At 73.2% G+C, this 21,191-nt stretch carries 19 protein-coding genes; 9 read left to right on the forward strand and 10 right to left on the reverse strand.

What is annotated here, in order from left to right; genetic code table 11:
• Position 1: 1 nt before the first annotated feature.
• From nadC to ACIO6U_RS31805, 4 genes are read right to left on the reverse strand one after another with little or no spacing between them, the layout of a single operon-like run.
• Positions 2-1,060: a carboxylating nicotinate-nucleotide diphosphorylase gene (gene nadC, locus ACIO6U_RS31790; protein ID WP_401724365.1), complete on the reverse strand. Its 1,059-nt coding sequence runs from the start codon at positions 1,058-1,060 to the stop codon at positions 2-4.
• On the reverse strand, positions 1,057-2,904 hold the full coding sequence (locus tag ACIO6U_RS31795) for an L-aspartate oxidase (RefSeq protein WP_401724368.1): 1,848 nt from the start codon (positions 2,902-2,904) through the stop codon (positions 1,057-1,059). Before ACIO6U_RS31795 ends, nadC begins: the two co-directional genes overlap by 4 nt.
• Positions 2,901-3,680, reverse strand: a complete 780-nt coding sequence (gene panC / locus ACIO6U_RS31800) for a pantoate--beta-alanine ligase (RefSeq protein WP_391049788.1) — start codon at positions 3,678-3,680, stop codon at positions 2,901-2,903. The genes ACIO6U_RS31795 and panC overlap by 4 nt, the downstream gene beginning before the upstream one ends.
• A 50-nt stretch (positions 3,681-3,730) precedes the next feature.
• On the reverse strand, positions 3,731-4,627 hold the full coding sequence (locus ACIO6U_RS31805; RefSeq protein WP_355342364.1) for a DUF2520 domain-containing protein: 897 nt from the start codon (positions 4,625-4,627) through the stop codon (positions 3,731-3,733).
• 769 nt (positions 4,628-5,396) lie between these two features.
• On the opposite strand from ACIO6U_RS31805, the gene ACIO6U_RS31810 reads away from it, so the two are divergent.
• Positions 5,397-6,542 carry a beta-eliminating lyase-related protein gene (locus ACIO6U_RS31810; RefSeq protein ID WP_391049644.1) on the forward strand — a complete coding sequence of 382 codons (1,146 nt, stop codon included), beginning with the start codon at positions 5,397-5,399 and terminating at the stop codon, positions 6,540-6,542.
• A 16-nt stretch (positions 6,543-6,558) separates the two neighbouring features.
• Here the strand turns inward: ACIO6U_RS31810 and ACIO6U_RS31815 are convergent, their stop codons facing one another.
• From ACIO6U_RS31815 to cdgB, 4 genes are all read right to left on the reverse strand, one after another.
• Positions 6,559-7,536, reverse strand: a complete 978-nt coding sequence (locus ACIO6U_RS31815) for a zinc-binding dehydrogenase (RefSeq protein ID WP_355342235.1) — start codon at positions 7,534-7,536, stop codon at positions 6,559-6,561.
• Between the two features lie 114 nt (positions 7,537-7,650).
• Positions 7,651-8,340: a response regulator transcription factor gene (locus ACIO6U_RS31820; RefSeq protein ID WP_355342358.1), complete on the reverse strand. Its 690-nt coding sequence runs from the start codon at positions 8,338-8,340 to the stop codon at positions 7,651-7,653.
• A 75-nt stretch (positions 8,341-8,415) separates the two neighbouring features.
• Complete coding sequence (locus tag ACIO6U_RS31825) at positions 8,416-9,615, reverse strand: histidine kinase (protein ID WP_391049646.1); 1,200 nt, start codon at positions 9,613-9,615, stop codon at positions 8,416-8,418.
• Between the two features lie 337 nt (positions 9,616-9,952).
• Positions 9,953-11,617 (reverse strand): diguanylate cyclase CdgB, encoded by a 1,665-nt coding sequence (cdgB, locus tag ACIO6U_RS31830; RefSeq protein WP_401724372.1) that lies wholly within the window; start codon positions 11,615-11,617, stop codon positions 9,953-9,955.
• A 288-nt stretch (positions 11,618-11,905) separates the two neighbouring features.
• Here cdgB and ACIO6U_RS31835 point away from each other — a divergent pair, with 288 nt between their 5' ends.
• Positions 11,906-12,424, forward strand: coding sequence for a flavin reductase family protein (locus ACIO6U_RS31835; protein ID WP_355342226.1), 519 nt, complete (start codon positions 11,906-11,908; stop codon positions 12,422-12,424).
• Between the two features lie 70 nt (positions 12,425-12,494).
• Here the strand turns inward: ACIO6U_RS31835 and arfB are convergent, their stop codons facing one another.
• Positions 12,495-12,932: an alternative ribosome rescue aminoacyl-tRNA hydrolase ArfB gene (gene arfB / locus ACIO6U_RS31840; protein WP_355342223.1), complete on the reverse strand. Its 438-nt coding sequence runs from the start codon at positions 12,930-12,932 to the stop codon at positions 12,495-12,497.
• A gap of 177 nt (positions 12,933-13,109) precedes the next feature.
• Here arfB and ACIO6U_RS31845 point away from each other — a divergent pair, with 177 nt between their 5' ends.
• From ACIO6U_RS31845 to ACIO6U_RS31870, 6 genes are all read left to right on the forward strand, one after another.
• Positions 13,110-13,685 (forward strand): TerD family protein, encoded by a 576-nt coding sequence (locus ACIO6U_RS31845; protein ID WP_355342220.1) that lies wholly within the window; start codon positions 13,110-13,112, stop codon positions 13,683-13,685.
• A gap of 183 nt (positions 13,686-13,868) precedes the next feature.
• Positions 13,869-14,357 carry a hypothetical protein gene (locus ACIO6U_RS31850; protein WP_391049648.1) on the forward strand — a complete coding sequence of 163 codons (489 nt, stop codon included), beginning with the start codon at positions 13,869-13,871 and terminating at the stop codon, positions 14,355-14,357.
• A gap of 159 nt (positions 14,358-14,516) precedes the next feature.
• Positions 14,517-15,509: a zinc-binding dehydrogenase gene (locus tag ACIO6U_RS31855; protein WP_391049650.1), complete on the forward strand. Its 993-nt coding sequence runs from the start codon at positions 14,517-14,519 to the stop codon at positions 15,507-15,509.
• 149 nt (positions 15,510-15,658) lie between these two features.
• Entirely contained in the window at positions 15,659-16,114 is a 456-nt protein-coding gene (locus tag ACIO6U_RS31860) for a TerB family tellurite resistance protein (RefSeq protein ID WP_355342211.1), read from the forward strand.
• Between the two features lie 304 nt (positions 16,115-16,418).
• On the forward strand, positions 16,419-17,204 hold the full coding sequence (locus ACIO6U_RS31865; RefSeq protein WP_401724378.1) for a hypothetical protein: 786 nt from the start codon (positions 16,419-16,421) through the stop codon (positions 17,202-17,204).
• A 168-nt stretch (positions 17,205-17,372) separates the two neighbouring features.
• Positions 17,373-18,131 (forward strand): hypothetical protein, encoded by a 759-nt coding sequence (locus ACIO6U_RS31870; RefSeq protein ID WP_401724381.1) that lies wholly within the window; start codon positions 17,373-17,375, stop codon positions 18,129-18,131.
• 101 nt (positions 18,132-18,232) lie between these two features.
• Here ACIO6U_RS31870 and ACIO6U_RS31875 read toward each other — a convergent pair whose 3' ends face one another.
• Positions 18,233-19,153: an endonuclease/exonuclease/phosphatase family protein gene (locus tag ACIO6U_RS31875; RefSeq protein ID WP_401724384.1), complete on the reverse strand. Its 921-nt coding sequence runs from the start codon at positions 19,151-19,153 to the stop codon at positions 18,233-18,235.
• A 586-nt stretch (positions 19,154-19,739) separates the two neighbouring features.
• On the opposite strand from ACIO6U_RS31875, the gene ACIO6U_RS31880 reads away from it, so the two are divergent.
• Entirely contained in the window at positions 19,740-21,149 is a 1,410-nt protein-coding gene (locus ACIO6U_RS31880) for a ricin-type beta-trefoil lectin domain protein (protein ID WP_401724386.1), read from the forward strand.
• Positions 21,150-21,191 lie beyond the last annotated feature (42 nt).

A 21,191-nucleotide genomic window follows, 5' to 3' on the forward strand; every position in this document is an offset into this window, starting at 1 on the left:
CCTACGCTTCCGCTCGCCGGCCCGCGGCGTCCGCGCGCAGGTCGAGGCCGATGTCCAGGATCGGGGAGGAGTGGGTGAGGCCGCCGACCGCCAGGTAGTCCACGCCGGTCTCGGCGTAGGCGCGGGCGGTGTCCAGGGTGAGGCGGCCCGAGGACTCCAGCACCGCGCGGCCCGCGACCAGCGCGACGGCCTCCGCGGTCTCGGCCGGGGTGAAGTTGTCCAGCAGGATCAGGTCGGCGCCCGCGTCCAGCACCTCGCGCACCTGGTGCATCGTGTCGACCTCGACCTCGACCGCCAGATCGGGGAACTCCTCGCGGACCAGCTTGAACGCCTGCGCCACGCCGCCCGCCGCCACCACGTGGTTGTCCTTGACCAGCGCCGCGTCCGACAGCGACATCCGGTGGTTGACGCCGCCGCCGCAGCGGACCGCGTACTTCTCCAGCGCCCGCAGGCCCGGTGTCGTCTTGCGGGTGTCGCGGACCTTCGCGGAGGTGCCCTCCAGCACGTCGGCCCACTCGCGGGTGGCGGTGGCGATCCCGGAGAGCCTGCACAGCAGATTGAGCGCGCTGCGCTCGGCGGTCAGCAGGTCGCGGGTGCGGGTGCGCACGGTGAGCACCTTCTGCCCGGCCGCGACCCGGTCGCCGTCCTCCACGTGCCGCTCGACCTCGAACTCGTCGGTGCACACCACCGACAGCACCGCCTCGGTGACCCGCAGGCCCGCCACGGTGCCCGCCTCGCGGGCGGTGAAGTCGCCGGTGGAGAAGGCGTCCTCGGGGACGGTCGCCACGGTCGTGACGTCCACGCCCTGGTCCAGATCCTCCTCGATCGCCATGTGCGCGATGTCCTCGACCTGCACCGGGTCAAGGCCCGCGTCCATCAGGAGCTGCGCCAGGTCGGGGTCGAGGCCGCACTCCAGCGGGTCGAGGCCGTACGCGTCGTCGTACGCCTCGCCCGCGCCGCAGCCGCAGCCGTCACCGCAGCCGCCGCCGGTCACCTCGCTCGGCGGGCCGATCTGCGGCAGCGGGAGGGCGACGGGCCGGGGACGGTCGGGGGTGGTCACGAGGGCTCCTTCGGATTCCGAGCGGCGTGCGGCGGACGGTTCGCGGTACTGGGCGCGGCGTCCGGCGCGGTGCCGTTGGGGGCGGCCCCATCATCCACGATCGGAGCGGTCCCGGGGGCGCCGCCCCGGGTGTCCCCCGTGCCGCCGCCGGTCGGCGGGAAGTCCGTGCCTTCGGTGGTGTGCACCGCGAGCGTGCGGTGCGGGGTGAGGCGTACGACGAGATGCCGGCGCCACGCCCGGTCGTCGCGGTCGGGACGGTCCTCGCGCCAGTGGCAGCCGCGGGTCTCCTCGCGGCGGCGGGCGGCGGCGACCAGCACCCGGGCGACCAGGCCCAGATTGGTCGCCTCCCAGGTCTCGACGCACGGCTCGGCGGTCTTGCCGTCCCTGTCGTACTCCTCGACGGCCGCGGTGTGCAGCCGTTCCAGCGCGCCCGCCGCGGTGGCCAGGCTGTCGGCGCTGCGCAGGACGCCCGCGCCCGCCGACATGATCCGCTGCACCTCGTAGCGCGCCTCGGAGGCCAGCAGCGGGGTGTGCGCGGGCTCCGGGATGACGGGCTCGCCCGGCACGGTCGGGTCGGCGACGATGTCGGCGGCGATCCGCTCGGCGAAGACCAGCCCTTCGAGGAGCGAGTTCGACGCGAGCCGGTTCGCGCCGTGCACGCCCGTACAGGCGACCTCGCCGCACGCGTACAGGCCGGGGACGGTCGTACGGCCGAGGAGGTCGGTACGGACGCCGCCGGACGCGTGGTGCGCGGCGGGCGCGACCGGGATCGGCTCGGTGACGGGGTCGATGCCGTGGGCGCGGCAGGCGGCCAGGATGGTGGGGAAACGCTCCTCCCACATGGTGGCGCCGAAGTGCCGGGCGTCGAGGTACATGTGCTCGGCGCCGGTCTCCTGCATCCGCCGCGTGATGCCCTTGGCGACGATGTCGCGCGGGGCCAGTTCGGCCAGTTCGTGCTGGCCGACCATGAAGCGGACCCCGTCGGCGTCCACCAGGTGCGCGCCCTCGCCGCGTACCGCCTCCGAGACCAGCGGCTGCTGGCCCTCGGCGTCCGGGCCCAGCCACAGCACGGTCGGGTGGAACTGGACGAATTCCAGGTCGCTGACCTCGGCGCCCGCGCGCAGCGCCAGCGCCACGCCGTCGCCCGTCGACACCGCCGGGTTGGTGGTCGCCGAGAACACCTGGCCCATGCCGCCGGTGGCCAGGACGACGGCGCGGGCGCGTACGGCTCCGACGCCGTCGCGCTGCCCGGCGCCCATCACGTGCAGGGTGACGCCCGCGGTGCGGCCCTCGGCGTCGGTGAGCAGGTCGAGGACCAGCGCGTTCTCGACGAAGTCGATATTGGCTTCGCGGACCGCCTCGATCAGCGCGCGGGAGACCTCGGCGCCGGTCGCGTCGCCGCCCGCGTGGACGATCCGGCGGCGGTGGTGGCCGCCCTCGCGGGTCAGCAGGATCTCGCCGCTGGTCTTGTCGGTGTCGAAGTGCGCGCCGGTCGCGATGAGGCGGCGCACCGCGGCGGGGCCCTCGGTGACCAGGGTGGCGACGGCCGTCTCGTCGCAGACGCCCGCGCCCGCGACGAGGGTGTCGGCCAGGTGCTGCTCGGGGGTGTCGCCCTCGCCGAGGGCCGCGGCTATGCCGCCCTGCGCCCAGCGGGTCGAGCCGTCGTCCAGGTGCGCCTTGGTCACGACGGTGACCTTCGCTCCCGCGGCGGCGCAGCGCAGGGCGACGGTGAGGCCCGCGACGCCCGAGCCGACCACGACCACGTCGGAGGTCAGCGTCCAGCCGGGCTCGGCGGCGTACAGGCGGATGCCGGTACTCGCGCTTGTGGCTCTGGTTCCGTTCATTCGGCGGCTCCGAACTCCAGCGGGAGGTTGTCGATCAGGCGGGTGGTGCCGGCCTTGGCGGCGACGGCGAGGACGGCGGGGCCCGCGTGGTCCGGCGCGGCTTCGGTGAAGTCGGCGGGGTCGATGAGGGCCAGGTAGTCGACGGCGAGGCCGTCGGCCGTGGCCAGGACGTGGCCTGCCGCCCGTCGTACGGCGTCCGGGCCGCCCCCGGCCGCGTCCCGGCCCGCGAACAGGGCGCGGGACAGGGCCAGGGCGTGCTCGCGGTCCCGCTCCGACAGGTAGCGGTTGCGGCTGGACAGCGCCAGGCCGTCCGGCTCGCGCACGGTCGGTACGGCGACGATCTCGACGGGGAAGTTCAGGTCGGTGACCATGCGGCGGATCAGGGCGAGCTGCTGGGCGTCCTTCTGCCCGAAGAAGGCCGCGGCGGGCCGCGTGAGGTGCAGCAGCTTGGCGACGACGGTCAGCATGCCGTCGAAGTGGCCGGGCCGGGACGCGCCCTCGTACCGCTCGCCCATGGGTCCCGCGGTGATACGGACCTGCGGTCGGCCGCCGGGGTAGACCTCGTCGGTGGCGGGCGCGAAGACGTGGTCGGCGCCGGCCTTCTGCGCCAGCACGACGTCGGCTTCGAGGGTGCGGGGGTAGCGGTCGAGGTCCTCGTTCGGCCCGAACTGGAGGGGGTTGACGAAGACGGTGACGGTGACGAGGCCGTCGCCCGCGTAGGCGCGGGCCGCGCGGATCAGGGCGGCGTGGCCCTCGTGCAGCGCGCCCATCGTCATGACGACGGCCGCGGCCGGGGGCAGTTCCGCCGCGGTGTGCACCAGCTCGGTCACGGGGTCCCTCCATTGGCGAGGGCGCCGAGCAGCGCCTCCGCGAACTCCGGTTTCAGCATTCCGTTGGCCAGAGCGCGGTCCGCGGTGGCGCGGGCCATTCCCACGTACGAGGCCACCGTCTCGGGGGCGTGCGCGCGCAGTTCGTCCAGGTGCGCGGTGACGGTGCCGGCGTCGCCGCGGGCGACCGGCCCGGTCAGGGCGGCGTCACCGGAGCGCAGGGCGTTGTCGAGCGCGGCGCCCAGCAGCGGGCCGAGCATGCGGCCGGGCTCGGCGACGCCCGACGCCTTGAGCAGGTCCATCGACTGGGCCACCAGGGTGACGAGGTGGTTCGCGCCGATGGCCAGTGCCGCGTGGTAGAGCGGGCGGGCGGCCTCCTCGATCCACTCGGGCTCGCCGCCCATCTCGATGACGAGCGCCTCGGCGGCCAGCCGCAGCTCGCCGGGGGCGGTCACGCCGAAGGAGCAGCCCGCCAGGCGCTGCACGTCCACCGGGGTGCCGGAGAAGGTCATCACCGGGTGCAGCGCGAGCGGCAGCGCGCCCGCGCGCAGCGCCGGGTCGAGCACGGACGTGCCGTACCGGCCCGAGGTGTGCACCAGCAGCTGGCCCGGCCGCACCGCGCCGGTCTCCGCGAGGCCCTTGACCAGGTCGGGCAGGGCGTCGTCGGGGACGGTCAGCAGTACGAGGTCGGCGCGTTCGAACACCGCGGCCGGTTCCACCAGGGGGACGCCGGGGAGCAGCGCCGCGGCGCGGCGCTTGGACGCCTCGGACACGCCGGACGCCGCCACGGGGCGGTGCCCCGCCATGCGCAGCGCCGCCGCCAGTGCGGGGCCCACTCTGCCTGCTCCCACGACCCCGACGGCCAGTCGCGCCGGCCGCCCCTCCGCCTTGCCCATCTCGTCCACGCGCGCTCCGAGCCTTCCGTTCCAGTCCTCACCGGGGTACCGGACGCCTTCTCGTCAATCCTACGCGAATCCCCTCCGGGGCGGTCAGCCCGTGCGGGGTGCCCCCTGCGAGAGCTTCAGCACACCGCTGCGTCTCTTTGTCTTGTTTCTTTCCCGCCCGCCCACCCGTGCGGGTGCTTTCTTCGTCTGCGGGTGCCGCCTGTTCGTGGGTCGGTGCCGGGCCGGGGCACCTCCTCGAAATGCGGCTACCTGGCCCCGCGTATCCGGCACCCTTCTTGTCACCGCATTTCTGCGGGGGCACCCCGGCCCGTCCCCTCCTCGCTCGTCGGCGTCCGACGGTCCGCTGTGGTGGCGGAGGGCGGGGGTCCCTTCGGCGAACCGTCCCGCGCCACCCGACGTCCAGCCGGGGGGCGAAAGGTCTGTCGGAAGGGCGCACCGGCGCAGGGCGGTTCGCCGGGAGGACCCCCCTTCCCCGGCCACCCCCATCGGCGGGCGGACGCCGACGTACCGGGAGGGGACGGGCCGGGGTGCCCCCGCAGGGGGACGAACGGAAAGGGGCTGGACGTCATCGAAGTGCGGGCACGTTCGTCGCCCGAGGAGGTGCCCCGGACCGGCACCGACCCAGGCACAAGCGGCACCCGCAGACGAAGTAAGCACCCGCACGGGTGGGCGGGTGGGCGAGGAAAGGAGGGAGGGCGGGCACCCGCACGGGGGGCGATAAGGCGTGGCGGGGGACCGCCCTGGAAGGGAGTATCGGGGGATGGGCGATGACGGCGAGATGCGGGAGAAGGTCGCGGCGGCAGTCGCGAAGTGCGACGGAAGGGTCCTGATGTCCGGCCCCAAGGCGACCCTTGGGGAACGGCTGGCGCGGCTCGCCGAAGAGGCGGCGACGGCGTACGACGTGACGGAGCCGGTGGACATCTACGGCGACGGCGTCGTGGCCGCCCTGGAGCGCCGCGTAGCGGAAATCCTCGGCACGCAGGACGCGGCCTTCTTCCCGACGGGCACGATGGCCCAGCAAGTGGCCCTGCGGGCATGGGCGGGCCGCACGGGCAACGCGACGGTGGCGCTGCACCCGATGGCGCACCCGGAGGTGCACGAACGCGGCGCGCTGCACGCGGTGAGCGGCCTGCGCACCGTCCACCCGACGACGGAACCCCGCCTGCCGACCGCGGAAGAGATCCGCGACTTCGAGGAGCCGTTCGGCACCCTGATGCTCGAACTGCCGCTGCGGGACGCCGGTTTCGTGCTGCCGTCGTGGGACGAGCTGACGGCGACGGTGGCCGCCGCCCGCGACCGGGACGCGGTCGTGCACTTCGACGGCGCCCGCCTGTGGGAGTGCACACCCCACTTCGGCCGCCCGCTGCCGGAGATCGCGGCCCTCGCGGACAGCGTGTACGTGAGCTTCTACAAGTCGCTGGACGGCATCTCGGGCGCGGCCCTGGCCGCCTCCGCGGACGTCGTCGCGGAGGCGAAGGCGTGGCGGCACCGGTACGGCGGCATGCTGTTCCAGCAGTTCCCCGCCGCGCTGGCGGCGCTGGCCGGTCTCGACACCGTACTGCCGCGACTCCCGTCGTTCGTGGCGCACGCCAAGCCGGTCGCGCGGGCCCTGCGCGAGGGCCTGACGGAGGGCGGTGTGCCGTGGCTGCGGGTGCACCCGGAAGAGCCGCAGACCCACCAGTTCCAGCTCTGGCTGCCGTATCCGGCCGACGTCCTGGGTGAGGCGTCACTGCGTCAGGCGGAGGAGACCAGGATCTCCCTCTTCGGCCGCGCCGTCTTCGCGGAGCCGGGCGTGCCCGGCCTGTCCATGACGGAGGTGACGGTCGCGGCCCCGGCGCTCGAATGGACCGAGCAGGACGTCAGGGAGGCGGCGGCGGCCTTCGCGCGCCGCCTCCCCCGGCCGTAGGACCGAGGCCGTCCGCTCAGCCGCCCACCCGCAGCAGCAGCTTCCCCGTGCTCCTGCGCGACTCCAGCAGCCGGTGCGCCTCCGCCGCCCGCTCCAGCGGGAACTCGGCGCTCACCGGCAGCTCCACATCGCCGTCGGTGACGGTACGGAAGGCGGCGTCGGCGATCCGCCGCAGCCGCTGCGGCTCCTGCGCGGCCATGCCGAGGACGGAGAAGCCCGAGACGGACAGCCCCAGCGGATACGTGTCGGCGGGCCCGATCCGCCAGGGCTCCTCCGAACCGGCGTTGCCGAAGGAGACGAGGCGGCCGAAGCGGCCGAGCGTGCCGAGGGTGCGGCGGAAGGTCTCCCCGCCGACCGGGTCGAGGGCGATGTCGACGCCCCGCCCGCCGGTCGCCGCCCGGACGTCGGTGTCGAAGGTCGCGGCCGTGAAGACCTCGTCGTAACCGGACTTGAGCGCGTGGTCGGCCTTGTCGAGGCTGGAGACGACGCCGTAGACGGCCGCCGCGCCGCCCAGCCGGGCGAGCTGTCCCGCGACCGTGCCGACGCCGCCCGCCGCGCCCTGGACGAGCACGGTGTCGCCCTCGCGCAGCCGCCCGACCTCGTGCAGCAGCGCGTACGCGGTGGGCAGCACGCTGGGGAGGGTGGCGCCGGTGCGCAGGTCGAGTCCCGCGGGCAGGGCGAAGACGGTGGCGGCGGGCGCGAGGGCGGTCTCGGCGTAGCCGCCGCCGTCGAGGAAGGCGGCGACCTCCTGGCCGGGCGTGAAGTCGGTGACGTCCGGGCCGACCTCGCGGATCAGCCCCGAGACCTCGAGGCCCGGCCGGAAGGGCAGCGCCTCCACCCGGTAGCCCTCGGCCCTGGCCTTGACGTCGGCGAAGTTGACGCCCGCCCAGGCGACGTCCACGGTGACCTCGCCGGGGCCCGGCGAGGGCCGCGGCACGTCCGCGAGGCGCAGCACCTCGGGACCTCCGTACTGCTCGAAAACGATGGCGCGCATGTCGTACTCCCCCGTGCTGTGATCCCTACCGGTCGGTACGGACCTTCCCTGATCGGCCCGGCGTGAACCCGTATCCGCGAACCGCCGGTAACCCGCTTCAGGGGTCCGGCCGCCTCAGCCGCCGGCCCGCACCAGGCCCGTCTCGTAGGCCAGGACGACGGCCTGGACGCGGTCGCGCAGGCCCAGCTTGGTGAGGATGCGGCCGACGTGCGTCTTGACCGTGGCCTCCGACAGGACCAGCTTGCGGGCGATCTCGCCGTTGGACAGGCCCTGGGCGACCAGCAGCAGCACCTCGCGCTCGCGCTCGGTCAGCTTGTCGACCTCCTTGTGCTCCTCGGCCGCCGCGGACGGCAGCATCGGGGTGAAGCGGTCGAGCAGCCGCCGGGTGGTGCTGGGCGCCACCACGGCGTCGCCGCTGTGCACGGCCCGGATCGCGCCGAGCAGTTCGTCCGGCGGCACGTCCTTGAGCATGAAGCCGCTGGCGCCCGCCTTGAGCGCGGCGAAGGCGTACTCGTCCAGGTCGAAGGTGGTCAGGATGAGGACCCGCGGGCCCTCGCCCTCCCGGCGGACCGCCTCGCCGCGGTCGCCCCCGCAGATGTGCCGGGTCGCCTCGACCCCGTCCATCCGCGGCATGCGGACGTCCATCAGCACGACGTCGACCCGCGTGTGCCGCAGCACCTCCAGCGCTTCGGCGCCGTCGCCCGCCTCGGCCACGACCTCCATGTCCGGCTGGGCGGCGAGCACCATCCGGAACCCGGTGCGCAGCAGCACCTGGTCGTCGACGAGCATGACGCGGATCGCCATGTGTCCTGCCTCTCGGTTGTTCTCCGTGGTCACGGCCGCCGGTCCTCGCCGGTCCCGGCCGTGGTGGTCGTCCGGCTAACCGGTTCTCAGCGGCAGCACCGCGCTGATCCGGAAGCCCCCGCCGGGGCGCGGACCCGCGTCCAGCGTGCCGCCGACCATGCCTATCCGCTCCCGCATGCCGATCAGGCCCTGGCCCAGGCCGTCCCGGCCGCCCTGCTGGTACAGCTCGTGCCGGGCGCCGCGCCCGTCGTCCTCGATCAGCAGGTCGAGCGCCGCGTCGCCGAAGCCCAGCATGACGCTGGCGCTGGCGCCGTCCCCGCCGTGCTTGCGGACGTTCGTCAGCGCCTCCTGCACGATGCGGTACGCGGTCAGCTCGACGCCGCTGGACAGCGGTCTGGCGTCGCCCGCGACCTCGAATCTGACCGGCAGGCCCGCGCCGCGCACCTGGTCGATCAGATCGGCGAGCTGGTCGACGCCGGGCTGCGGCACGTACTCGCCGCCCGCGTCGTCGCCCGCGCGCAGCAGCCCGAGCAGCCGCCGCATCTCGGCGAGGGCCTGTCTGCCGGTGGTGGAGATGGTCGACAGCGCCTGCTTGGCCTGGTCGGGCGCGGCGTCCAGCACATACGCGGCGCCGTCCGCCTGGACGACCATCACCGAGACGTTGTGCGCCACGACGTCGTGCAGCTCGCGGGCGATACGGGCCCGCTCGGCCGCCACCGCCGCCTTGGACTGCGCCTCGCGCTCCCGGTGCAGCCGGGCCGCCCGCTCCTCCAGCTCCGCGTAGTACGCGCGGCGGGTACGGAGGCGGTCGCCTACCACCCACGACAGGGCGAAGATCACCGTCAGGAAGAAGGTCTGGAGCAGCGTCGTCCAGACCGTCGAGTACTCGTCGTGCGGCGGCCAGCGCAGCATCGACAGCGGCGCCGCCGCGAGGCCCGCCAGCAGGGCCAGCCGGGACGACCAGCGCTCGCCGTTGGACGCGCACGTGTAGATGATCGCCAGCATCGCCGCGTCGCCGGGATTGGTCTGCACGCCCAGCGCCAACTGGGTCAGGCCGACCCCGATGGCCAGCAGCAGCATCTTCTCCGGCGCACGGCGGCGCAGCGCCACCACGACCGCCAGCGCGCCGGACAGCGGCACCGCCAGCAGCCGCTCGGGGAACCTCAGGTCGGGGACTTCCAGCACCCACACAGCGCAGACCACGAGCAGGACGAGGGCCCAGAAGCCGTCGACCCACGTCGGGTGTCTGCGGAGAAAGTCGTAGATGCGCTGCACATAACCCAGCGTAGGCAACGGAACCCGTGCCGGGGTCAGCCGCTGGAGCGATCTCCCCTACTCCCCAAGGTGGACCCTCCGGGCCGGGTCCCCCCACTCACCTCTACGTCCCGCCGCCCGTGCCCCGCCTCTCCGCGGGAGGGCCCGCCCCGTCCGGGGCGCGGGGAGAGCGCGCCGCCGGCCCCCGCCGGCCGGTGGTCCGCAGACCACCGGACTGCCCCGCCGGGGCCGGTGGTGACCTGCGGGAGCACCGTGGCTGAGCGCGCGGTTCCTCCCCCGGCGCAACGGAACCGCCCGGGGCCGGGCCGCGAAGAGCCGCGACCCGCGCGGGGAGGGGTCAGCCGGCGCGGCGGTGGCCCGTGCGGGAGCGCGAGCGTTTCTCGACGTACATGCGCTGGTCGGCCGAGTGGAGGACTTCCTCGGCGGTCATCCCGCACCCGGCCCAGCCGATGCCGAAGCTGGCGCCGACGCGGACGGCGCGCCCGTCGACGCGGATGGGCGGGATGATGGCGTTGCGGAGGCGGACGGAGAGGTCGGCGGCGTCGGCGGGCGCCAGCCCGTCGGCGAGGACGACGAACTCGTCGCCGCCGAGGCGGGCGACGGTGTCGCCGTCGCGGACGGCGCCGGTGAGGCGGCGGGCGACCTCGATGAGGACGGCGTCACCGGTGTGGTGCCCGAAGCGGTCGTTGATGGACTTGAAGCCGTCGAGGTCGCAGAAGAGGACGGCGAGGCCCTTGCCCGCGTTCTCGGGGTCGCTCTCGTCGGGCGCGGTGACGTGGGTGTGCGAGTCGTAGCCGAGGGCGCCGAGGGGCGCGGCGAGCTCCTCGGGTCCGTAGCCGTAGCTGAAGGCGAACTCGTCGGGCCCGTCGCCGGGGACCCCGAGGGCGTCGGAGAGGTCGTGGGCGTCGCGGTCCTGGGGCCGCGAACAGAGCCGGGCGGAGAGCCGGGCGCGCAGTTCGGCGCTGTTGGGCAGGCCGGTGAGCGAGTCGTGGCTGGCGCGGTGGGCGAGTTGCAGCTCGCGGCCCTTGCGCTCCTCGATGTCCTCGACGTGGGTGAGCAGGAAGCGCGGCCCGTCGGCGGTGTCGGCGACGACCGAATTGCGCAGCGAGGCCCAGACGTAGCTGCCGTCGCGCCGCGCGAGCCGCAGTTCGGCCCGGCCGCCCTCGGCGGAGGTGCGCAGCAGCAGGCCGACGTCCTCGGGGTGGACGAGGTCGGAGAAGGAGTAGCGGCGCATGGTGGAGGCGGAGCGGCCCAGGAGGCGGCACAGGGCGTCGTTGGCGCGCAGCAGCTTGCCGTGCTGGTCGCCGCCCATCTCGGCGATGGCCATGCCGCTGGGGGCGTACTCGAAGGCCTGCCGGAAGCTCTCCTCGCTGGCGCGCAGTGCCTGCTGGTCGCGTTCGAGCCGGACGAGGGCGCGCTGCATGTTGGCGCGCAGCCGGGCGTTGCTGATGGCTATGCCGGCCTGGAACGCGTACATCTGGAGGGCTTCGCAGCCCCAGGGGCCGGGGTGCCTGCCGCTGGTGGGCTTGTCGACGGATATGACGCCGATCAGCTCGCTGCCGACGGTCTGCGAGGAGTACATGGGGGCGTAGAGGCGGTCGCCGGGGTGCCATTCGTCGGCGAAGCGGGGCAGCGGGCCCTCGGTGTGCCACTGGGGCACGTCGTCGTCGATGAGGACCCAGCCCTCGGTGTGCGGGATGAAGCGCAGGGTGCCCCAGCGCTCGCCCATGGTGAGGCGGCGCTCCCAGGAGGTGCGCGAGCCGATGCGTCCGGCCATGAGGGCCTCGGCCGCGGCGCTGCCCGCGAAGGCGGCCACGATGAGATCGCCGTCGGGGCGTACCAGATTGACGGCGGCCAGCTCGTAGTTCAGCCCTTTGACCACGCCTTCCGCGACGGCCTGAAGGGTGTCCGCGAGACTCCGCGCCGTGTTGAGGTCCGCGACGACCTGGTGCAGCTGACGCAGGGTCGCGAGACGGACATACGGCTCCGACTCGGTGTCCATGCCTCTCTCCGCGCCCTCGACAGCAACTCCTGATAATTTCAAATCAACGGATTACACGGGCCACTGAATCACAGCGAGCTGTGCCCCAGGTACACAGGGTCAACAATTCCTCGCCCTTGTGACTCAAGTCACATCATCATGTAAGCGGTTGAACACACAACGTAGAGCCCTGGTCCTAGGACCGGCCACGGCCCACCTCCGACCGGAGCCCGATGCGCGCGATTCCTACCGCCCCGTAACGTGATGGATGTGCTTGAACCTTCACCCGGACGGCATCCTGGGACCACCATGGGCCTATCCGAGACCGTCGACCTCGACGACTTCCGCGCCGCGATGTCCCGCCTGGCGGCGGGCGTCGTCCTCATCACCGCACACGACTCGGAGGACGAGCCGCGCGGCGAGGACGTCGGCATGACCGCCACCGCCTTCCTCTCCGTCTCGCTCGAACCGCCGCTGGTGATGGTGAGTGTCCGCGAGGGCTCGCGGATGGACGACCTGCTGGAGCGGCAGCCGCGCTGGGCCGCCTCGGTCCTCAGCGAGAGCCAGCGGCACATCGCGGGCCGCTTCGCGATGCGCGGCCGGATCAGCGACCGGCTGCTCTTCGAGGACATCTCGTACTACCGGGGCGAACACTCCGGCGCTCCCGTGCTCGGCGGCGCGCTCGCGATACTCGAGTGCGAGACGCAGCAGCGGGTACCCGCCGGTGACCACACCCTGGTGGTGGGGCGGGTGCTGACGGCCAGGACGCCGAGCGCCGACGGCGGGCCGCTGACGTACTTCCGCGGCCGGTACCGCTACCTGCGCTGAGCCGTGGGCTCCCGCCCGCGCCGAGCGGTACGCCGTATACCCGAATACCCGGTTACCCGAGGCGGTCCGCTCAGTCCCAGCCGCCGCCGCTGCGGCCCCGCTTGGTCTGACTGCGCTGCTTCTTCACGCGCAGCCGCCGCTCGTTGATCCCGCGCGGGATCTTCGTGGCGCGGCGCGCCTTGGGCGGCGGCGCCGTGGCCTGCGCCAGCAGCGCGGCGAGGCGGGTGAGCGCCGTCTCCCTGTTGCGCCACTGCGAGCGGTGCTCGGACGCCTTGACCGTCAGTACGCCGCCGGTCAGCCGTCCCGCGAGCCGTTCCAGCGCGCGTTCCTTCCACACCGGCGGCAGCGACTCCGTACGCGCGAGGTCGAAGCGCAACTCGACTTGCGAGTCGGAGGTGTTCACATGCTGACCGCCCGGCCCCGAGGAACGCGAGAAACGCCACAGAAGCTCGGCCTCCGGCACGGAGACCGAACCGCGAATGAGAAGTGGCCCGGACATGTGTCCCATGATCCCGCGTCCGGGGCCCGCGCGTCACGGGGTTTTCGACAGCGGCGCAACAGTTTCGGCGGCTGCGCAACAGCACAGTTGCAGGATTACTGAACCGTACGATCCTGTGACCGCGTTCTGGGGAATGACGGTAGTTTCGTCGGAGTACCTATGACAGACCACAAAAGGGGACTCCTCATGGCTGTAAGCCTGTCCAAGGGCGGCAACGTCTCACTGACCAAAGAGGCGCCCGGCCTGACGGCCGTGACTGTCGGCCTCGGCTGGGACGTGCGGACAACCACCGGCACCGACTTCGACCTCGACGCCAGCGCCATCGCCGTGAAGGTGGACGGCAAGGTCTACTCCGACGGCCACTTCGTCTTCTTCAACAACAAGCAGACCCCGGACCAGACCATCGTCCACACCGGCGACAACCGCACCGGTGAGGGCGACGGCGACGACGAGGCGATCAACGTCAACCTCGCGGGCCTGCCCGCCGACATCGACAAGATCGTCTTCCCCGTCTCGATCTACGACGCCGAGGCCCGCAGCCAGAACTTCGGCCAGGTCCGCAACGCGTACATCCGCATCGTCAACCAGGCCGGCGGCGCCGAGATCGCCCGCTACGACCTGAGCGAGGACGCGGCCACCGAGACCGCCATGGTCTTCGGCGAGCTGTACCGCAACGGCGCCGAGTGGAAGTTCCGCGCCGTCGGCCAGGGTTACGCCTCCGGCCTCGTCGGCATCGCGACCGACTTCGGTGTGACCCTCTAACACACGGGTCACCGTCAGAGCCGCCCACCGCACGGCCCCCGCCCCGGACGCTTCCGGGGACCGGGGGCCGTTCGCGCGTCCGGGCGCAGGTTCTCCCGTGTCCGCCTGTGCGGGTGTCGGCCTGTCCGGGTGTCCGCCTGTCCGGGTGTACGGGCCTGCTCGCGCGGGTGACACCATCGGTGGGTGATCGACCTCGGATACGCCCTTTCGCGCCGCTTTCCCGACCCGCCGCAGATGGATTACCGGACGGCGGATGTGCGGACCCTGCGGCACGATCTGTTCTGCGGGGATGTGTATGTGGCCGAGGGCGAGCGGGAGTTGTCCACAGGCTGGGGATGGGTGCCGGTGCTGGACTTCGCCTGGGCGTTGTGCGACATCGTGGAGGAACTGGACCGGGACCCGGCGGGGAGCAGGGCGGCGCGGCCGCAATATGCGGAGTTCGACTTCACGGAGTCGGCGGACCGGCTGAGGTTCGTACGGCGTTTCGGCTATGTGGACGTGACGGCCGACTGGGTCGAGGACGAGCCGCCGTTGTCCTTGCACCACGCGGAACTACGGCGGGAGGCGCGGGATTTCCTGCACGATGTGGTCGCCGACCTCACGGATATGCACGAGGGCCTGGACGGAAATCCGGTGATCTGGGATCTGCTGAGCCGTTTCCCGCGGGTGTGAGGCGGGTGTGAGGTGGGTGTAAGGCGGGTGCGGGACGGGCGTGACGCGGATGGTGTGAGGCGGTCACGGAAGTGAGGGCGCCGCTTGACCTCAAGTCCGCTTGAGGTTGTTGGCTGGGGTCCGCACGCGCCGCGCCCGTACCCCGACAGGAGACCCGCCATGCACGCCGTACGACTGCACGCCTTCGGCCCTCCGGAGAATCTGCGGTACGAGGAGGCGCCGGACCCCGTGCCGGGCGCGGGGCAGGTGCGGATCGCGGTCGAGGCGGCCGGAGTGCACCTGGTGGACACCACACTGCGGGCCGGGAAGTACGAGGGCGGCCCGATGCCCGCGCCCGAACTGCCGACGATTCCGGGCCGGGAGGTGGCGGGCACCGTGGACGCGCTCGGGGACGGCACCGACCCGGCGTGGCTCGGCCGCCGCGTCGTCGCGCACCTGGGTATGGTGCCCGGCGGGTACGCGGGGGCCGCGGTCACCGACGCCGCCCGGCTGCACGCGCTCCCCGACGGCCTGGACGCCGCCGCGGCCGTCGCGATGATCGGCACGGGCCGTACGACGGTGGGCATCCTGCGGCTGGCGGAACTGCGGGCGGCCGACACCGTGGTGGTGCTGGCCGCCGCGGGCGGCATCGGGACGCTGGTGGTGCAGTACGCGCGGCAGCTCGGCGCGACCGTCGTCGGCGCGGCGGGCGGCGCGGAGAAGACCGAACGGGTCCGCTCGCTGGGCGCGGGCCTCGCCGTCGACTACGGGCGGCCGGAATGGACGCGGGAGGTGCGGGCCTTCCTCGGGGGCGCGGGCGCGACCGTCGTCCTCGACTCCGTGGGCGGCGGCCTCGCGCGCGCCGCGGTCGGCCTGCTGGCGCCCGGCGGCCGGCACCTCGTCTACGGCTGGTCCTCGGGCGAACCGCTGCGTTTCGCCGACAGCGAACTCGCCGAGCGCGGCATCACCTCGCGGGTCGTCGTGGGCCCGGCCCTCCAGAAGTTCACCGGCACCCCGGAAGGGATGCGCGCGCTGGAGACCGAGGCGTTGGAGGCCGCCGCCGACGGCCGGCTGCGGCCCGCCGTACAGCGTTTCCCGCTCGCGGACGCCGCCGGGGCGCACCGGGCGCTGGAGTCGCGGGCGACGATGGGCAAGGTCGTCCTGATCCCGTAGCCGGGCCCTCGGGCGGGGGACGGCGTACGGCCCGCACACGCGCTCGCCGGGTGCCGTCTTTCCGGCTTGGGAACTCCTTTACGCTCCCCGAGAGTTCTCAGATCGCGTACGGACCACGTACCGAACCCCGCCCGAGGAGAGACCCGCTCATGGCCCTGTGGGACCGCTTGAAAGACTCCACCAAGACGATGCAGACCCAGCTCAACGCGAAGAAGAACGACCTGAAGAGCGGGGCCTTCCGCGATGCCAGCATGGCGATGTGCGCGCTCGTGGCCGCCGCCGACGGCTCCGTCGACCCGTCCGAGCGGCAGCGCGTCGCGTCGCTGATCGCGAGCAACGACGTGTTGCAGAATTTCCCGGCGCCCGACCTCCAGCGCCGTTTCGAGGACTACCTGACCAAGCTCACCGCCGACTTCGCCCTCGGCAAGGTGGCGATCCTCCAGGAGATCGCCAAGGTGCAGAAGAAGCCGACGGAGGCGCGTGCCGTCATCCAGATCGGCATCGTCATCGGCGGCGCCGACGGCGACTTCGACAAGACCGAGCAGGCCGTCGTGCGCGAGGCGTGCTTCGCGGTGGGCCTCAACCCGGCGGAGTTCGACCTCTGACCGGCCCCGCGTGACCGGGGGTCTCCGTCACCGGGGGCTTCCGCGACCGGGGTTCGTGGTCCGGTCGAGTTCGTGATCCGGTCGGGTTCGTGATCCGGTCGGGTTCGTGATCCGGCGCCCCTGCCTCCGGCGGTGCGCGGCCTGGTGACGGCCGCGCCGCCGGGCGGCACATGCCGCGTGCCCATTTTTGGCCATATTGGGCTGTTCGAATGACATGACCCTCCGCGTCCCCATATCTTCATGCTGATACCAGCGGAAACCGGTACAGCACTGCGCGCCACCGGGCGACTCCTGGGGAAGCGAGGTGCTGACCGTGCCGGTGGAGGGCTCCGCGTGCCGCGCGGCGGCCGTGGCGGTACGAGCCGTCACACCGGTCGCCGTCGCCGTCTTCGCCGTCGCTGTCTTGGCAGGCGTCGTGGCCGGGGCGGGCCGGGCGTCGGCCGCGACGGAAACCGGCAGCGGCGGGGAAGCCGGGAGCGGCGGGCACCAGCCGGTGACCGTGGCGGTGTGCGTCGACGGCAGGATCATCGGCCGACTGCTGCATCTGGATGTCTCCTTACGGCTCCCGGTGGGCCGCCTCACCGTGAAGGTCGGTGAACCCTGCGGCCCCAGGCCGCCGTCCGGCGGGGGCACGCCGACACCCACGCCGACGTCGTCCCCGACCCCCACCTCCTCCCCCTCCCCCACGTGCACCCCCACCGCGGTCCCGACGGCCTCGGGCCCCGTAGCCGTACCGCCGCCCGTGACGCCGCCCACGAATGGCGCGGGCCGCCCGACACCGTCCCCCGCGGGCTCCGCGCCCGTTCCTCCCCCGTCCGCAGCGCCCGCCGACGCCGCGTCCGCCCGGCACCGTACGGCCGCCGCGTCCGGCGTACGCCCGGCCGCGCCCTTGTCACCGACACCGTCGTCGGCCGGGGACGACGACGCGAAGCCGCGCGGCACGGGCGCCGAACCGCCCTTCGACGCGCAGCCGCCGCCGTCGCCCGGCCCCGACGAGAGCGTGTCGCGCTGGTGGCTGCTGTCGATGCTGGCCGTCCTGTTGCCCGCAGCCCTCGCGGCCCTGCCGCGCTTCGTCGCACGTCGCCGCTGACCTCGGGTCGTCCGGAGCGGTCGCGTCGTCAGAGGTCACGTCGCCCAGAGGTCACCTCGTCCAGAAGTCACGTCGCCCAGAGGTCGCCTCGCCCAGAGCAGGCGCGCACCCGCGCGCACCGAACCACCTGAGACCTGAGCACCGCCGTACCGAAGCCCCAGGAGTCGTATGTCCATGTACGTCGTCTCGCTGCTGTCCGTCCTCGGCGGTGTCGCCTTCGCCGTCCTGCTGGGCCACTTCCTCGGCCAGGAACAGCGGCTGGCGAGCGTCGAGTTCAACGGTCAGGCGCTGTCGCTCATCGGCGGTGTCCTGCTCAGTTCCTTCATCCTGCTGACCGGTTTCCAGGTCGCCGGCAGCTGGTCCGCGCTGAGCACCGCGCGGTCCCGTACGTACGACGAGGCCAGGGCGCTGGGTGACACGTACTGGGCGGCGGGCGGTCTCGCGAGCCCCGACCGCGTCAAGGTGCGGGCGCTGCTGCGGCAGTACACCTCCGACGTCAGGACCGTGGAGTTCCCCGAACTCGCCCACGGGCACACCAGCCCCGAGGCGTGGCATGCCCTCGACCAGGTGCGCGCGGCCGTCGGCACCGCCGCGCCCGGCCACCAGACGGCGAAGTCCGCCGCCACGACGGCGCTGGCCACGGTCTACGAAACGCGCACCGACCGCGCCGCCGAGGTCAAAGCGGGCATGCCCCGGATCACCTGGCTCGCCATGCTGGTCGCCGGCGGCTTCCTCATCGCCTTCCCCCCGGTCCTCGGCCTCACCGCCACCGCCCGCCATCTCGTGGCCCTCTGCTTCGTGGGCGCCGCCATCGCCTTCGCCATCTGCCTCACCGCCCAGCTCAACCACGCCTTCCAGCACCCCTTCGGTGTCCGCGACACCGCCTTCACCTTCGCCGAGTCCCGCTTCCACCAAATGGACGGCTGACGTCCTGCGGACGGCTCGCCGCCGCGAGCGCGCCTCAGCCGTAACGAACGGCAGCCCGTTGCCGCGCGGGTGGACGGCGGGGGCGCTTCAGGGGGCGGGGGTCACCACTGCACGTCCGCCACCAGGGGGCGGTGGTCGGAGAGGGGGGTCAGGGGGGCGGTCGCCGAGGTCAGGGCGGGGCGGACCGAGGAGGGCGGGACGCCGTGGGCCAGGATGTGGTCGAACTGGACGAGGGGGCGGTGGGCGGGGTAGGTGGGGGTGCGGGCGAGGTCGTGCCAGCGCTCGCGGCCGGTGGCGGCGAGGACGGTCCTCGGTACGGCGCCGGTCAGGTTGAAGTCGCCCAGAAGCAGGTAGGGGCGGGGCAGGTCGGCGATCCAGCGGCGTACGGCGGCGAGTTGGCGGGCGTTCCAGCCGGGCACGAAGGACAGGTGCAGGGCGACGGCCGTGAACGGTCCGGCGTTGCCCTCCAGTACGGCGGCCAGCACGGCCCGCGGCTGGTCCCGTACCCATACGAGCCCCGGCCGTCCGGCCACCCGCAGCGGCAGCGCGAAGGGCGCGGGTGCGAGCCGCCGGGCCCGCCAGTGCCGTACCGGCAGCCGGGTGAGCAGGGCGACCCCGTGCGCGGGCGCATCGCCGTACGCCTCCACCCCGCCAGCCGCGCCCGCGTCCGTATCCGTATCCGTATCCGCACCCGCACCCGCACCCGCACCCGCACCCGGCGGACCGTAGACCCGGAGGTCCGGCGCTTTCGGGTCGAGGACCCATCCCTCGCCCGGGACGGACCGGCCGTGGACGGCGGAGGCGAAGCGCCAGTGCGCGGCGCCCATCGCGTCGGCCGCGACCCGCGCCTGGTCGATCCGCCCGGACCGTTCCTGGGCGCGGTCGACCTCCTGGAGTGCCACGACGTCGGCGTCCAGCGCCGCCACGGCCGCGCCCAACGGCTCCCCCGCCGCCTCCCCCACCCCGAACGCCACCGGTCGCCCCCCGGTCATCGCCTGCCCATGCAGCACGTTAAACGTCACAAAGCGCACACTCCGACGATAGCCACACCCCCGCTGACCAGCAGCGCCCGACCGGGGCGGCCCGTATCCGCGAGTCGGGTGCCGCGAACCGCCCGGCGCGGACCGAGCCGTCGGTGAACCGGCGGACCGAGCCGTCGGTGAACCCCCTGCCGGTCGGTCGCCCCCCGGTGCGCGGACTCCCGCGAGATCACCGACCCACCGGAAGCCAACAGCCTGCCCGTCCGCGGCCGTTGGGGCCCGGCCCGGCGCCGGGCCGCCCCGCGGGCAGCGTTCCGGCCACCGCGGCCGGCCTCGGTCCCCCCACCCCTGGGCGGCAGCCCAGAGAGCGCTCTCACCACATCTTGACGGCAGCGCATGTACACGGGTTCAATCAACTTCGCTCAGTTGTCTACACCACCGGACGCCCCGCCTCCGCGCCGCGACCGGTTCACCGCCGCGCCCGTTGCACCCCCGCTGCATCCGCCGCACCCGTCACACCCCGCCGTACCACCGCATCCGCCGCCGTATCCGCGGCACCGCTCCCGCCTCCGCGTGTTCCCTGGCAACTCTTCCCGTCCGCCGATTGACGGACCGTCAGGAGCTCTCCGTGACCCACCGCTCATCCCCCCACAGCAGATCCCCGCAGCCGGCCTCGCGCGCCCGCGCCTTCTCCGGACCCGCCGCATTCCGCGCCTTCTCCGGACCCGCCGCATTCCGCGCCTTCCGCGCGTGGCGTCAACTCGCCCTCGCCACAGCGCTCGGCGCGCTCGCCGTGTTCGCCGTCGGCACCCCGTCCGCGGACGCGGTCACCGTGCCGGGCGCGCCGTCCGGCTGGACCACCGTCTTCAGCGACGACTTCGCCGGCGCGGCGGGCAGCGCGCCGAACGGGTCGAAGTGGACGTACGACACCGGCCCCGGTGCGAACTTCGGGACCGGCGAGATCGAGACGATGACCAACTCGACCAGCAACGTCCACCTGGACGGCAACGGTCACCTCAACATCACCGCGCTCGGCAGCGGCACCAACTGGACGTCGGGCCGCATCCACACGCCCACCGCGGTCGCGGGCGCCCCGGCGGGCGGCAAGTTGCAGGTCACGGCGTCGATCCAGCAGCCCAGCCCGGCCAACGGCCTCGGCTACTGGCCCGCGTTCTGGATGCTCGGCCCCGGCCAGTGGCCCGAGAACGGCGAGATCGACATCATGGAGGACGTCAACGCCCTGTCCCAGGTGGCGGGCACGATCCACTGCGGCACGTACCCCGGCGGTGTCTGCAACGAGGGCAACGGCATCGGCAGCGGCCTGCGCGCGTGTTCCGGCTGCCAGAGCGGCTTCCACACGTACTCGATGATCCTCGACCGGACGAACACGTCCAACGAGTCGATCACCTTCTACCTCGACGGCGCCTCGTACTTCAGCGTCAGCGAGGGCCAGGTCGGCGCGGCCACCTGGCAGGCGGCGTACGACCACAACCTGAACATCATCTTCGACCTCGCGATGGGCGGCGGTTTCCCCAACGGCGTCTGCGGCTGCACCTCGCCGAGTTCGGCGACGACGTCCGGCGGGACGATGAGCGTCGGATACGTGGCCGCGTACACGACGACCGGCGGCGGTACGACCCCGCCGCCGTCCGGCGGCAAGGCCATCACCGGCTACGGCGGCCTGTGCCTGGACGACCGCGCGTCGAGTACCGCCAACTACAACCCCGTCCAGGTCTACACGTGCAACGGCACGGCCGCGCAGCAGTGGACCGTCGTGGAGGCGGGCAGCACCCTGCACGTCCTGGGCAAGTGCCTCGACGTCAACGGCGGCGGCACGGCCAACGGGACGCCGGTCGATCTCTACGACTGCAACAACACCGGTTCGCAGGTGTGGATACCGCAGTCCAACGGGTCGTTGTACAACCCGCAGTCCAACAGGTGCCTGGACGACACCGGTTGGTCGACCACCGCGGGCACCCAGGTGGAGATCTGGGACTGCACGGGCGCGGCCAACCAGGTCTGGCATCTGCCGTCCTGACGGTATTTCAGCTCTTGACGACCTGAGGCCCCGACGGCCTAC

It is taken from the genome of Streptomyces sp. NPDC087422 (genome assembly GCF_044744145.1).
Taxonomy (GTDB): Bacteria; Actinomycetota; Actinomycetes; order Streptomycetales; family Streptomycetaceae; genus Actinacidiphila.